Here is a 12,448-nt window from a genome sequence, read left to right as displayed (position 1 = left end):
CGGCCCGCGATGCAATACGTAGTTGCCGCAATCGGCCTACGCGAATCCCCGAATACCGGCTGTTTCGGCGCCTGCCTACAGTGACATCAGATCAGGACCGGAGCCGCCACATGCTGAACCAGAACGTTTCGAACACCGTCGCTGCGCTGCCGTGCACCAGCTGCCTGCGGCACAGCGCCTGTCTCGGCGCCTGCGTCCAGGATGCCGTCGGCGCCGAGGGCGAGAACGCCTGCATCACGACCATGACGCTGCAGCGCGGCCAGCCGCTGTTCCGCGCCGGCGATGCGGTCGACGCCGTCTACATCGTGCAGAGCGGCGCCTTGAAATCGCGCCGTCACTCCTACAACGGCGAAGAGGAAATCGTCGCCTTCCGCCTGCCCGGCGACAGCGTCGGCCTCGACGCGATCGGCAACCGCGAACACGGCACCGAAGCGGTGGCGCTGTGCTCGACACGGGTCTGCCAGGTGCCGCTGACGACACTGCGCCGCGAGGTGCACGCCTCGCCGGCCGTCGCCAGCCACCTGCTTGACGATCTCGGCCGCGAAATCGGCCAACTGCAGGAACATCTGCGCGACGAACGGCGCACGGCGCAGGTGCGCATCGCCGCGTTCCTGCTCGCGCAACTGCAGCGTCGCCGGCGTCTGTTCGGCGCGCAGATCGACCGCTTCACGCTGCCGATGACCCGCATCGACGTGGGCCGTTTCCTGGGCCTGGCAACCGAAACGGTGTCGCGAATGTTCACGCGCCTGCAGACGGATGGCGTGATCGCCTGCGAGGGCAACAGCGTGCAGGTGCTCGACAGCACGATGCTCGCCCGGCTCGCCGACGTCGCCGAGAGCTTCCAGCCGCTGGCGCGCGTGGCCTGAGCCCGGTGCACCTGCGCTTCGCGGCGCGGTTGCACCCCGTTCTTGATCGGGGTCAAGGCCCCGTTCGCCGCCGCGCCGCATCATGAGACCGCGATGCGACCCGGAACCCTGCCATGAATGATGCCCGCCGGACCCCGACCGACGACACCGCTGCATCGGTCGAAACCCTGCGTCCGCTCGGCAGCATCGAATCGCATTCGCCGGACATGCTGTGCCGCTGGTCGCAGGGCGGTCTGCCGGACGAGATGCTGAAACTGCCGAACCAGCTGCGGGGTTGTCCGGATCATCCGGGCGCAGTCTGTGTCGCCGGTTCGGCACCCTGCTCGACCCAGCCCGACTGTCCGCTCGCGATTCGCCCCGCGCCTCGGCCCGGAACCTGAAGGCCGGACGCCTGCAGCCGCAAGCCCTCTATTCGGCGTCCGGCTGCACGCTGATCAGCAGCTGCACGAGTTGCGCGAGCGAGCGGACATTCATCTTCTGCATGATGTGGGCGCGATGCAGTTCGACGGTGCGCTCCGACAGACCCAGATCGATGGCGATGACCTTGTTCGACGCGCCGTCGACCAGGCACCGCGCGATCTCGCGCTCGCGCGGCGTCAGGCTGGCGTAGCGACGCTCGACGTCCGAATGCTGCTGTGCCGAGGCGGCCTGCTCGGCATCCTGGGCCAGTGCGCGCTGCACGCGGCTGATCAGCTCGTCGTCCTTGAACGGCTTCTGCAGGAAATCGAGCGCCCCCGCGCGCATCGCCTCGACCGCCATCGGCACATCGCCGTGACCAGTCATGAAGATCACCGGCAGACGGTTGCCGCGCTCCTTGAGCACGCGATGTACCTCCATGCCGCTCATGCGCGGCATGCGCACGTCGAGCAGCAGACAGCCGCGCCAGCCGGCGCGCCACTGCGCAAGAAACTCGCCGGGATCGCTGTAGCTGCGGCAGGCGATCCGCACGCTCTTCAGCAGCAGGCCGACGCTGTCGCAGATCGCCTCTTCGTCGTCGACGACGTACACCAGCGCCTCGCTCATCGCATGTCCTCCTGGCTGGCGACCATGGCCGGCAGGCGCAGTGCGAAGGTCGCGCCGCCGTACTCGTTGCAGTAATAGCTCAGTTCGCCGCCATGCGCGTTGGCGATCGATTCGCAGATCGACAACCCCAGGCCCATGCCTTGCGGCTTGGTCGTGTAGAACGGCTCGAACAATCGCGCCACGGCTTCGGCGGCAATGCCCGGCCCGCGATCGGCAACCTGGATCTCGACGCGCTGCGCCTCGTTGCAGACGGTCACGACATCGACGATGTCGCCGGGCCCGGCAGCGGCCACGGCCTCGACGGCATTGCGGATCAGGTTCAGCAGCACCTGCTGGATCTGCACGGCGTCACCGCCCACCGGCGGCAGTTTCTCGCCCAGCCAGGAACGCAGACGGACACCGGACTGGCGCGCCTCGAATTCCACGAGCGGCAGGACTTCGCGCACCAGCTGATTGACGTCGAGCGGTCGGCGCTGGCTGTCCTGCCGGCGCGCCAGCGTGCGCAGCCCCCGAATCACCTGGCCGGCACGTTCGGCCTGCGCGGCGATCCTGTCGAGCGGCGTCGCCAGTTCTGCGGGTGTCGCCTGCCCGCTCTGCAGCAGGCGCCGGCAGGCACTGGCGTAGTTGGCGATCGCGGTCAGCGGCTGGTTCACTTCGTGTGCGATGCCGCTGACCATCTCGCCGAGCTGGCCGATGCGGCTGGCATGCATCAGACGCTCGCGCAGCGCATCGGCTTCGCGATTGGCGGCCAGCAGGGCGCTGCGGTCGACCAGTTCGCTGATGATCTGCTGCGGCCGACCGTCGCCGTCGGTGACCGCGGCGCTGTAGTGCAGCACCGTCAGTTCCGAACCGTCGGCGCAGCGATAGCGCAGCTCCTGCCGCCACTCGCCGCCCTGGTCGCTGATCAGGCTGAGTCCGGCGATCGCGCGCGGCCGGTCGTCGGCGTGCATGAGGTCGACATGGCGATGGCCGCGCAAGGCATCGATGTCGCGACCGAGCAGCTCCGCACAGGCGCGATTGGCTCGCAGGATGTGGCCTTGCAGATCGGTGGTCGTCATCGCCGTCGGCGCGAACTCGAAGATCAGGCGCAGCTCCTCGCTGTTGCGTCGCTGCAGTGCTTCCTGATGTTTGCGTTCGGTGATGTCACGCAGGATGCCGACGAAGCCGCGCAGGCCTTCGGTCGCGTATTCGCCGACCGACAGATCGATGGGAAACGTGCTGCCGTCCTTGCGCCGCGCCACGACCTCGCGGCCGATGCCGATGATGCGGCGCTTGCCGGTGTTCTCGTAGCTCTCGATGTAGCCGTCGTGCTCGCCGCGATAGGGTTCGGGCATCAGCACGTTGACGTTCTCGCCGACGACCTCGGCGGCGCGATAGCCGAACAGTTTTTCCGCCGAGCGGCTGAACGCGGTGATGCGGCCACGCTCGTCGATCAGCACGATGGCATCGACCGCCGCCTGCAGCAAGGCACGCAGCGGGTCGTGGGCAATCGCGGGCGGTGTGCTTTCGGGCATGACGGTTCCGGGCTGCGCGCATCTTAGCGTGGCCGCGATCGGCGGCGGCACCGCGTCACCGCTCAGCCGGCTTGCGCGCTCACGCGATGACGGTCGAACCAGTCGAGCAGCGAGCCGAGCCGCATCGTGCCGCTGATCCGTGCACGTTCCAGACCGCGGTGGTAGATCGCCAGGGTCGGCAGGTTCCGGATCGCCAGCTCGCGTGCCAGCTCGGGCTGCTCGTCGATGTCGCAACTCGCGAAGCGCAGATCGCCGCGCATCGCCGCGGCCTGTTCGAACACCGGCTTGAGCATCGCGCACGGCGCGCACCATGGCGCCCAGAAATGCACGACCAGCGGCGCTTCCGCATCGGCGCTCTGCACGCTGAAGTCGTCGACACGCAGTTCGGCGATCGGCGATGGACTGCCGGCGACATTCATTGCGGCTGGCACCAGAACGCACCCATGGCCGGCATCGCCGCCGTCACCGCGAAGCCGGCGAGTCCGACGCCGAGCATCAAGCCGGCGGCCAGCCGTGGCGAACTGCGCAGCCGGCCAAATCCGGCGAAGGTCCATCCGGACGCGGCCAGCAGCGGCGTGGTGCCGAAGCCGAACGCCGCCAGCAGACCGGCCCCCTGCAGCGGCGAGGCCGCGAGCGCGGCGCCGGCGAGCGCGAAATAGAGCCAGGCGCAGGGCATCAAGCCCCACAGCGCGCCCTGCAGAAACCGTCGCCAGGCGGGACCGTTCGCACGCGGCACGCAGCAGGCGGCAGTGGGTCGACGCCAGAGACGAATCCCGATCGTGATCAACGCTGTCGCCGCGGCGAGCTGCAGCAGGACGCCGCCGTGTGCCGGCGGCAACAGGTGCAGCAGGCTCAGGCCGCCGGCGCCGGCGAGCGCCCCCAGCACCGCATACATGCCGATCCGTCCGCCGTGCAGCGGCAGCAGTGCCCGCAGCGCATCGCCGCGACCGGCACCGCGCAAAGGCAATTGCTGGACGGCGCCGCACATCAGGCTGCAATGCGGGGACGCCGCCAGACCGGCGGCAAACATCGCGGGCATGCCAAGCTCGATCATCTCAGTCGCGGCTGGCGCAACGCGTGCAGCGTGTCGCTTCCGGCATCTTGCGCAGGCGAGCGTCGGCGATCGCCCGACCGCAGCGCTCGCAAACGCCCCAGAGACCGGCATCGGCGCGCTGCAGCGCACGGTCGACCTGCGTCAGCGCGACCTGCGTGCCGACGCTCAGCGCGTCGACCACTTCATCGTTCTCGCGTTCACCGGCCTGCTCGGCGAAGTCGGCCGACAGCGCGACACCCTGACGGCGGCGGTCGCGCTCGAGCTGTTCCAGGCGCGTGCGGTATTGCACCTGCTGCGCTTCGAGCTGGCGGCGCAGATCCTGCGGCATGGCAATGTGTTTCATGGTCGCTCTCCGTTGCCGGAACAGTGTCGCGGCAGCGTGGCGCCGCGGCATTGATCCCGGTCAGTCCGGCTCGTCGTCGGGCATGCGGCGCGCGATCTCGTCGAGGTCGTCGTACTGACCGCTGCGCACAGCCCAGACCAGCACGAACGCGGCGGCGGCCAGCAAGACGGTGCCGAGCGGAATCAGCAGGAACAGGATTTCCACGGCTCAGTCCGCACGCAGACGCGGCAGGCGCTGCGCGTTGACGACCACCACCAGAGACGACAGCGACATGCCCAGCGCCGCCAGCCACGGCGTCAGCGCGCCACCGATCGCCAGCGGCAGCACGAAGGCGTTGTACGCCAGCGCCCAGCCGACGTTCTGCATCGTGCGGCGACGGATCATGCGCGCCATGTGCCGCAGCGCGGCGAGGCTGCCGAGCCGGTTGCCGACCAGCAGCAGATCGGCGCGCGCCTGGGTGAGCGCCGCGCCGTCGGGCATGGCACAGCCGATGTCGGCGCCGGCCAGCAGCGGCGCATCGTTGATGCCGTCGCCGACCGCGAGCACCACATGACCCTGGCGCTGCAGCTCGCGCACATGCGCCAGCTTGGCCTCCGGCTGCATGCGGGCGTCGACCTTGTCGATGCCGAGCCGGTCGGCCAGCGCGTTCGCCGGCAGCACACCGTCGCCGGTCAGCAGTTGCACGCCGATGTCCTGCTCGTGCAGCGCGGCGATCAGCGGCGCGGCATCGGCACGCACCGGCGCCAGCACTTCGATGTACGCCAGCATCTGCTCGTCGCGGCGCAGCAACAGCGGCGTCGCCGCGGCATCGGCCTGTGGCAGCAAGCGGCCGCCGGGGGCACTCTCGGCGGCGCCGAGCCAGTAGCGCCGGCCGTCGATGACGCCGGCCACGCCCTGTCCCGGCTGGCTGCTGACCTGCTCGGCGAGCAGACCTCGATCGTGCGACTGGAAGGCAAGCGCGATCGGATGCAGCAGGCCGCGTTCGAGCGCCGCGCAGATCGCCAGGCAGCGCCCGCGATCGACTTCGGCCAGTGCTTCGACCTCGCCAACCGTGAGGCTGGTCTCGGTCAGCGTGCCGGTCTTGTCGAACACCACGGTGTCGAGCGCGGCGAGCCGGCTCAGCGCCTGCGGTCTCGCCACCAGCACGCCGGCGGCGGCCAGACGTCCGCTGCCGGCCGCGAGCGCCAGCGGCGCCGCCAGCGACAATGCGCAGGGACAGCTCGCGACCAGCACCGACAGTGCCGCGGACAAGGCATGCGCGGAATCCAGGTGCCACCACAACAGCGCGGTGGCCGCGGCAAGCAGCAGGACAGCGACGATGAAGATGCCCGCCCAGCGGTCCAGCCGGCGCTGGTAGGCGGGTCGCTCCTGCTGCGCGGCGGCGAGGATGTGCGTGATCTGCGCCAGCCAGGTATCGGCGCCCAGCGATTCGGCGCGCAGACACAAGGCACTGCCGCCGACATTGAGACTGCCGGCCAGCAGGCGCTCGCCGGCGCAGCGCACGACCGGCCGCGACTCGCCGCTGAGCAGCGCCTCGTCGAGTTCGGCGGCGACGTCGAGCAGTTCACCGTCGACCGGCACCGCCTCGCCGGGCACGACACGCAGCACATCGCCGATCGCGATGCTGGCCAGCGGCAGGGTCTCGTCACCGTGCTCGCCGACCCGCACCGCGGTCAGCTTGCGCGCACCGACCAGGCGCCGCAGATGGCCGCCGGCGGCAATGCGCGAGCGGCTTTCGAGGTAGCGTGCTCCCGACAGCAGCAGCACGAACATGGTCGCCGAATCGAAATACAGAATGCCCTCGCCGCGCAGCACGTTTGCCGCGGAGGCGCCGTAGGCGATCAGCAGCGACAGGGCGATCGGCACGTCCATGTCGACGCGTCCGGCGCGCAATGTGCGTGCGGCACCGGCGAGAAACGGCCAGCCCGCGTAGAACACGGCCGGCGTCGCCAGCAGCCATTGCGTCGATCGCAGCAGTTGTGCCATCGCCGGCTCGATGACACTGCCATCGTTGCCGTAGAACGGCCAGGCCAGCATCATCACCTGCATCGCGCACAGCGCCGCGACGCCGATCCGCGCCAGCTGCTCGCGTGCGGCAGCGCGGCGCGCCGTCAGGCGCGCGTCCTGGGCCAGCACCTGCGGCTCGAAGCCGGCGGCATCGAGCGCCGCCAACACGCTCGACAAGCTGACCCGTTCCGGGTCGAAGCGGAACTGCAGCGTGCGCGCCGCGAGATTGACGTGGACCTGCGTGACCAGCGGCGCGAGCAGGCGCTCGACGCGGCTGACGCACGCGGCGCAATGCACGCCGTCGACGCCGAGCAGGGCCTCGCGGCTGTTGCCGGCGCTCGGCTGGCTGACGCTGTCGCGCAGCTCGGGCCGATCGTAGACCGACCACGGTGACAGGCCGACGGCAGCCACGAGCGTTGTGCTCAGTGCGCCTGCACGACGAAGCCGGCCGGTTCCGGCAGCGGCGTGAAGCCGCCGCGGAAGGCCAGCGTCGCGGTGAACGCGCCGGCGATCAGCACGGCCGCGGGCAACACGATCAGCAACAGGATCTCGATGCCGAAGCTCGAGCGTCGAGGGGTCGTGTTCATGGTTTTGCTCCCGGTGATATCAGTGGTCGTCGTCGGTGTCGCGCGTTTCGTCACCGTGCGCACGGCCGTCGGACAGAAAAGTGGCGATGCGGCTCTGTGTCGTGTGCGAGCCGTCGTCGGCGGTCACCACGAAGCGCAGCCGCGCCACGCTTGGATGCTGGCCCTGCGCGCTGGCCGCCACCGTCAGCGACACGTGTTCGCCCGGGCCGGCGTCCAGCGCGTCCGGCTCGACCGTGACCGCGCTGCCGTCGGTGAACGCGGCGGCGATCCTGTAGTGACGCTGCTGCGTCTGCTTGTTGGACAACTTCAGCGCGTAGACATTTTCGATGCGGCCATCGTCGAGCTCGCGATACAGCTGCTTGCGATCGCGCACCACATCGAGATCGAAGGGACTGCGCGCGACGATCAGCCAGGCGGTCGCGGCGAGTACCAGCAGCCAGACGGCGCCGTAGCCGACGGCGCGCGGCCGCAATACCCGGAAGCGACCGCCGGCGTCGTGACGCGCACTGCTGTAGCGGATCAGGCCGTGCGGCTTGCCGACCTGATCCATGACTTCGTTGCAGGCGTCGATGCAGGCGGCGCAGGCAATGCATTCGTATTGCAGACCCTTGCGGATGTCGATGCCGACCGGGCAGACCTGCACGCACAGCGAGCAATCGACGCAATCGCCGGCCTTGAGCGTCGCGGCGCCGTCGTCGTCTTCGCGACGTTCGCCGGCCAGCAGGGCGGCGGCACTCGGCGCGCGCTGCTGCAGCAGTTTCCGGTACAGGCTCTTGCGCGGTTCGCCGCGCTTTTCGTCGTAGGCGATGATCAGCGTGTCGCGATCGAACATCGCGCTCTGGAAGCGCGCGTAGGGACACATGTACTTGCAGACCTGCTCGCGCATGAAGCCGGCGTTGCCCCAGGTCGCGAAACCGTAGAACAGCACCCAGAACAGCGACCAGCCGGCGAGCGTGCCGTGCAGCAGCTCGCCGACCAGCTCGCGTACCGGCACGAAGTAGCCGACGAAGCTCAGGCCGGTGGCGAACGCGAACGCGATCCAGGCCAGGTGCTTGCCGCCCTTGCGCAGGATCTTGTTGCCGTTCCAGGGGCCGCGGTCGAGTTTCAGGCGCAGATGCCGGTCGCCCTCGAACCGGCGCTCCATCCACAGGAAGGCTTCGGTCCAGACGGTCTGCGGGCAGGCGTAGCCGCACCACAGGCGGCCGGCCACGGTGGTGAAGAAGAACAGCGTCAGCGCGGCAGCCAGCAACAGCGCCGACAGCAGGTAGAGATCCTGCGGCACCAGCGTCAGGCCGAACACGTGGAAGCGCCGCGCCGGCAGATCGAACAGCACCAGCGGCGCGCCGCCGATGCGCAGCCATGGAATCAGGTAGAACAGGCCGAGCAGCGCGATCATCGCGATCCGCCGCAGGCGCGCGTAGCGGCCGTGCGCGTCGCGCGGATAGACCTTGCCGGCCGACTGATACATCAGGATCGGCTGCTCGGTCACCGGCTTGCGATCACCGTGCGGCATCGTCTGCCTCCGCGGTCGGCGGCACCGCGAGCACCGCGGCGATCAGCGCCGGGATGAACGCCAGCAGCCAGAGCACCGCGAACGCCAGGGCGGCGCGCGTCGCGGTATCGAGCGGCAACCAGCCCTCGGCCGGCAGCAGCACGACGAACAGCAGCGCGATCGTCGCGCCCAGGAACGAGGCCCAGAGCACGGCGCCGAACTGGCGCCAGCGGCGACGACTGCCGAGCGCGCGGCGCTGCGTGGCGCCGACGATCGCATGCGCGTCGATGTCGCTGCCCGCTTCCAGATCGAGATCCCAGGGCTCGCGCATCGCTACTCGCCCGGCTGCTGCGACAGACTGTAGACGTAGGCCGACACCAGCTTGATCTCGTCCGGGCTGAGAATCTTCTCGTGGGCCGGCATCGCGCTGCGGCGACCGAACAGGATGGTTTCGCGTATGCGTTCACGCGTGCCGCCGTGCAACCAGATCGTGTCGGTGAGATTCGGCGCGCCGATCACCTGATTGCCGTGCCCGTCCGGGCCGTGGCAGGCGGCGCAGGTGATCGCGAACTGCTTCTGCGCCTGCTCGCGCACCGATGCATCGAGCTTGGGATCATTCCAGTGCTGAACGTAGCGCACCAGCGCGTCGAAGGTCGGCGCGTCGATCGCACCGTTGAATGCCGGCATCTGGCCGTTGCGGCCATGCGTCACCGACGCGACGATCGCCTCCGGCGTGCCGCCGTACAGCCAGTCCTTGTCGCTCAGGTTCGGAAAGCCGAGCGCGCCGTGGGCATCCGCGCCGTGGCAGCCGGCGCAATTGTTGAGGAAGACATTGCGGCCGAGCGTGCGCGCCGCCGGATCGGTGGCCAGCGACGCGACATCGCGATCATGGAATTTCGCGAGCTGCCGGTCACGCTGCGCCTTCAGCGCGTCGAGTCGTTCATGCAGCTGCTTCTGTTCGGTCCAGCCGAGCCTGCCGGCGAAATTGCCGAGGCCCGGATAGAACGTCAGATAGAGCGCGCCGAACACGGTGGTGGCGACGAACACGTTGAGCCACCAGCGCGGCAGCGGATTGTTGTACTCGCGCAGATCATCGTCCCAGACGTGTCCGGTATCGCCCTCGCCGGCCTTGCCGCGCGCATTGGCGAACAGCAGCCACATGGTGCCGATGAACGAGCCGACGACGATGGCGACGACCACCCAGTGCCAGAAGTTGCTCATGGCCGATCTCCGGCGCGCGCCGCAGACCCGCCGTCATGCGCTTCGCCAACGGGCGGCACGTCATCCTCGAGCGGCAGGCGCGCCGCCTCGGCGAAGCGCACGCGACTGCGCGGCGACCAGGCCCAGACCGCCATGGCGACGAACGCCAGCAGCAGGGTCGCGGTGACGAGACCGCTGATCATGATCCTTCTCCGGTAGCGCTCGTGGTTGCGGCCGCCGCTTGCGGCGCCGCCGGCGGCGCACGCAGCGACTGCAGGAATGCGATCAGTGCGTCGAGCTTGGTCTTGCCGAGCACGGCTTCGGGCGCGGCGGCGATGTCGGCTTTGCTGTACGGCACGCCGACCCGCGACAGCGCGCGCATCTCGGCCTGCACGTCCTCGCCCTTGAGCGACTCTTCGGCCAGCCACGGATAGCCGGGCATGTTCGACTCCGGCACGACATCGCGCGGATTCAGCAGATGGATGCGATGCCAGTCGTCCGAGTAGCGACCGCCGACCCGCGACAGGTCGGGGCCGGTGCGCTTGCTGCCCCACTGGAACGGATGATCCCAGACCGATTCCGACGCCTGCCCGGCCGGCCCGTAGCGCAGCACTTCCTCGGCCAGCGAGCGCACCATCTGCGAATGGCAGTTGTAGCAGCCCTCGCGCAGATAGACGTCACGGCCGGCGACTTCCAGCGGCGAGCGCGGTTTCATGCCCGGCGCCGGCTGCGTCTTCGACTGCTGCACCATCAGCGGCACGATCTCGACGAAACCGCCGAAGCTGATCGCCAGCGCGGTGAGCACGGCCAGCCAGCCGACGCTCTTCTCGATTCGTTCGTGGTTCATGCGTGGGCCTCCGCCGTGCCGACCGCAGCCTGGGCGTCGTGCGCCGACGGCATGATGGTTTTCCAGGTGTTCCAGGCCATGATCACCATGCCCGACAGGAAAATCAGGCCGCCGCCGAGGCGCATCGCGTAGAAGGGATAGGTCGCTTTCAGGCTTTCGATGAAGCTGTAGGTCAGCGAGCCGTCGGCTTCGGCGGCGCGCCACATCAGTCCCTGCATGACGCCGGCGATCCACATCGCGACGATGTAGAGCACGGTGCCGATGGTGGCCAGCCAGAAGTGCAGATTGATCGCCGGCACGCTGTACATCGCCGGCTTGTTCCACAGCTTCGGCACCAGCGCATAGATCGAACCGAAGGTGATCATCGCCACCCAGCCGAGCGCGCCGGAATGCACGTGGCCGATGGTCCAGTCGGTGTAGTGGCTGAGCGCGTTGACCGTCTTGATCGACATCATCGGACCTTCGAAGGTCGACATGCCGTAGAAGCTCAGCGAGACGATCAGGAACTTGAGGATCGGGTCGTCGCGCAGCTTATGCCAGGCACCCGACAGGGTCATGATGCCGTTGATCATGCCGCCCCAGCTCGGCGCGAACAGGATCAGCGAGAACACCATGCCGAGCGACTGCACCCAGTCCGGCAGCGCCGTGTACTGCAGGTGATGCGGGCCGGCCCACATGTAGATGCTGATCAGCGCCCAGAAGTGCACGACCGACAGCCGATACGAGTAGATCGGCCGGCCGGCCTGCTTGGGCACGAAGTAATACATCATGCCGAGGAAGCCGGCGGTGAGGAAAAAGCCGACGGCGTTGTGTCCGTACCACCACTCGACCATCGCATCGACGGCGCCGCCGTAGGCCGAGTACGACTTGGTCAGCGAGATCGGAATCGCCGCGCTGTTGACGATGTGCAGCAGCGCCACGGCGATGATGAACGCGCCGTAGAACCAGTTGGCGACATAGATGTGGCTGACCGTGCGCCTGGCGATGGTGCCGAAGAAGACGATCGCATAGGCGACCCAGACGATCGCGATCAGGATGTCGATCGGCCATTCGAGTTCGGCGTATTCCTTGCCCTGGGTGATGCCCATCGGCAGCGTGATCGCCGCCAGCACGATGACCGTCTGCCAGCCCCAGAACGTGAACGCGGCCAGCTTCGGCAGAAACAGCGGCGCGCGGCAGGTGCGCTGCACGACCCAGTACGAGGTCGCGATCAACCCCGAACCGCCGAACGCGAAGATCACCGCATTGGTGTGCAGTGGCCGCAGGCGGCTGTAGGTGAGATACGGAATGTCGAAGTTGAGCAGCGGCCACAGCAGCTCGGCGGCGATATAGGCGCCGACGCTCATGCCGACCAGGCCCCAGACCACGGTCATCACGGTGAATTGGCGCACGACCTTGTCGTGGTAGTGCGGCGCGGCAACAGCTTCGGTACTCATTGGACGGTCCCCTGCCCTGTTCGTTCGGGTGATGGCAGTGTCCCGTTCCGCCCTGCGGCCGGCATTGACCGGCATCAAT

Annotated in this window: 16 protein-coding genes; 2 read left to right on the top strand and 14 right to left on the bottom strand. The window is 68.6% G+C overall.

The window, feature by feature from the left end; genetic code table 11:
- Positions 1-110: 110 nt before the first annotated feature.
- Together G7Y85_RS00345 and G7Y85_RS00340 are read left to right on the top strand one after the other, a co-directional pair.
- Positions 111-866 (top strand): Crp/Fnr family transcriptional regulator, encoded by a 756-nt coding sequence (locus G7Y85_RS00345; RefSeq protein WP_166250629.1) that lies wholly within the window; start codon positions 111-113, stop codon positions 864-866.
- A 113-nt stretch (positions 867-979) separates the two neighbouring features.
- Entirely contained in the window at positions 980-1,246 is a 267-nt protein-coding gene (locus tag G7Y85_RS00340; protein WP_166250628.1) for a hypothetical protein, read from the top strand.
- Between the two features lie 28 nt (positions 1,247-1,274).
- On the opposite strand, the gene G7Y85_RS00335 is transcribed toward G7Y85_RS00340, so the two are convergent.
- The 14 genes from G7Y85_RS00335 to ccoN form a co-directional block, all read right to left on the bottom strand.
- Positions 1,275-1,889 (bottom strand): response regulator transcription factor, encoded by a 615-nt coding sequence (locus G7Y85_RS00335; protein ID WP_166250627.1) that lies wholly within the window; start codon positions 1,887-1,889, stop codon positions 1,275-1,277.
- Positions 1,886-3,403, bottom strand: coding sequence for a PAS domain-containing sensor histidine kinase (locus G7Y85_RS00330; protein WP_166250626.1), 1,518 nt, complete (start codon positions 3,401-3,403; stop codon positions 1,886-1,888). The genes G7Y85_RS00335 and G7Y85_RS00330 overlap by 4 nt, the downstream gene beginning before the upstream one ends.
- A 62-nt stretch (positions 3,404-3,465) precedes the next feature.
- Positions 3,466-3,822, bottom strand: coding sequence for a thioredoxin family protein (locus tag G7Y85_RS00325; protein ID WP_166250625.1), 357 nt, complete (start codon positions 3,820-3,822; stop codon positions 3,466-3,468).
- Positions 3,819-4,442, bottom strand: a complete 624-nt coding sequence (locus G7Y85_RS00320) for a sulfite exporter TauE/SafE family protein (protein WP_166250624.1) — start codon at positions 4,440-4,442, stop codon at positions 3,819-3,821. Before G7Y85_RS00320 ends, G7Y85_RS00325 begins: the two co-directional genes overlap by 4 nt.
- A gap of 16 nt (positions 4,443-4,458) precedes the next feature.
- A complete protein-coding gene (locus G7Y85_RS00315) occupies positions 4,459-4,800 on the bottom strand; it encodes a TraR/DksA family transcriptional regulator (protein WP_174839723.1) in 342 nt (113 codons plus the stop codon).
- Positions 4,801-4,860: 60 nt separating this feature from the next.
- The gene (ccoS, locus tag G7Y85_RS00310; RefSeq protein ID WP_166250623.1) at positions 4,861-5,004 is read right to left on the bottom strand and encodes a cbb3-type cytochrome oxidase assembly protein CcoS; all 144 of its coding nucleotides are present in this window, start codon (positions 5,002-5,004) and stop codon (positions 4,861-4,863) included.
- Positions 5,005-5,007: 3 nt separating this feature from the next.
- Complete coding sequence (locus G7Y85_RS00305; protein ID WP_166250622.1) at positions 5,008-7,218, bottom strand: heavy metal translocating P-type ATPase; 2,211 nt, start codon at positions 7,216-7,218, stop codon at positions 5,008-5,010.
- Between the two features lie 11 nt (positions 7,219-7,229).
- Positions 7,230-7,394, bottom strand: a complete 165-nt coding sequence (locus G7Y85_RS00300) for a hypothetical protein (protein ID WP_166250621.1) — start codon at positions 7,392-7,394, stop codon at positions 7,230-7,232.
- Positions 7,395-7,413: 19 nt separating this feature from the next.
- Positions 7,414-8,907, bottom strand: coding sequence for a cytochrome c oxidase accessory protein CcoG (ccoG, locus tag G7Y85_RS00295; protein WP_166250620.1), 1,494 nt, complete (start codon positions 8,905-8,907; stop codon positions 7,414-7,416).
- Positions 8,894-9,217 carry a hypothetical protein gene (locus G7Y85_RS00290; RefSeq protein ID WP_166250619.1) on the bottom strand — a complete coding sequence of 108 codons (324 nt, stop codon included), beginning with the start codon at positions 9,215-9,217 and terminating at the stop codon, positions 8,894-8,896. Before G7Y85_RS00290 ends, ccoG begins: the two co-directional genes overlap by 14 nt.
- A gap of 2 nt (positions 9,218-9,219) precedes the next feature.
- A complete protein-coding gene (gene ccoP, locus G7Y85_RS00285) occupies positions 9,220-10,107 on the bottom strand; it encodes a cytochrome-c oxidase, cbb3-type subunit III (RefSeq protein WP_166250618.1) in 888 nt (295 codons plus the stop codon).
- Entirely contained in the window at positions 10,104-10,289 is a 186-nt protein-coding gene (locus G7Y85_RS00280) for a cbb3-type cytochrome oxidase subunit 3 (protein WP_166250617.1), read from the bottom strand. The genes ccoP and G7Y85_RS00280 overlap by 4 nt, the downstream gene beginning before the upstream one ends.
- The gene (gene ccoO, locus G7Y85_RS00275; RefSeq protein WP_166250616.1) at positions 10,286-10,933 is read right to left on the bottom strand and encodes a cytochrome-c oxidase, cbb3-type subunit II; all 648 of its coding nucleotides are present in this window, start codon (positions 10,931-10,933) and stop codon (positions 10,286-10,288) included. Before ccoO ends, G7Y85_RS00280 begins: the two co-directional genes overlap by 4 nt.
- On the bottom strand, positions 10,930-12,369 hold the full coding sequence (ccoN, locus tag G7Y85_RS00270) for a cytochrome-c oxidase, cbb3-type subunit I (protein WP_166250615.1): 1,440 nt from the start codon (positions 12,367-12,369) through the stop codon (positions 10,930-10,932). Before ccoN ends, ccoO begins: the two co-directional genes overlap by 4 nt.
- Between the last annotated feature and the right edge of the window lie 79 nt (positions 12,370-12,448).

Origin of the sequence: Solimonas terrae (assembly GCF_011067135.1) — a bacterium.
GTDB classification, from domain to species: domain Bacteria; phylum Pseudomonadota; class Gammaproteobacteria; order Nevskiales; family Nevskiaceae; genus Solimonas; species Solimonas terrae.
The sequence above is the reverse complement of the archived record's forward strand: the minus strand, read 5'-3'. Positions and strand labels throughout refer to the sequence as shown.

Coding starts and splice junctions, on each gene's coding strand:
- G7Y85_RS00345 (WP_166250629.1), top strand. CDS start 111: ATGCTGAACCAGAACGTTTCGAACACCGTCGCTGCGCTGCCGTGCACC.
- G7Y85_RS00340 (WP_166250628.1), top strand. CDS start 980: ATGAATGATGCCCGCCGGACCCCGACCGACGACACCGCTGCATCGGTC.
- G7Y85_RS00335 (WP_166250627.1), bottom strand. CDS start 1,889: ATGAGCGAGGCGCTGGTGTACGTCGTCGACGACGAAGAGGCGATCTGC.
- G7Y85_RS00330 (WP_166250626.1), bottom strand. CDS start 3,403: ATGCCCGAAAGCACACCGCCCGCGATTGCCCACGACCCGCTGCGTGCC.
- G7Y85_RS00325 (WP_166250625.1), bottom strand. CDS start 3,822: ATGAATGTCGCCGGCAGTCCATCGCCGATCGCCGAACTGCGTGTCGAC.
- G7Y85_RS00320 (WP_166250624.1), bottom strand. CDS start 4,442: ATGCCCGCGATGTTTGCCGCCGGTCTGGCGGCGTCCCCGCATTGCAGC.
- G7Y85_RS00315 (WP_174839723.1), bottom strand. CDS start 4,800: ATGAAACACATTGCCATGCCGCAGGATCTGCGCCGCCAGCTCGAAGCG.
- G7Y85_RS00300 (WP_166250621.1), bottom strand. CDS start 7,394: ATGAACACGACCCCTCGACGCTCGAGCTTCGGCATCGAGATCCTGTTG.
- ccoG (WP_166250620.1), bottom strand. CDS start 8,907: ATGCCGCACGGTGATCGCAAGCCGGTGACCGAGCAGCCGATCCTGATG.
- G7Y85_RS00290 (WP_166250619.1), bottom strand. CDS start 9,217: ATGCGCGAGCCCTGGGATCTCGATCTGGAAGCGGGCAGCGACATCGAC.
- ccoP (WP_166250618.1), bottom strand. CDS start 10,107: ATGAGCAACTTCTGGCACTGGGTGGTCGTCGCCATCGTCGTCGGCTCG.
- G7Y85_RS00280 (WP_166250617.1), bottom strand. CDS start 10,289: ATGATCAGCGGTCTCGTCACCGCGACCCTGCTGCTGGCGTTCGTCGCC.
- ccoO (WP_166250616.1), bottom strand. CDS start 10,933: ATGAACCACGAACGAATCGAGAAGAGCGTCGGCTGGCTGGCCGTGCTC.
- ccoN (WP_166250615.1), bottom strand. CDS start 12,369: ATGAGTACCGAAGCTGTTGCCGCGCCGCACTACCACGACAAGGTCGTG.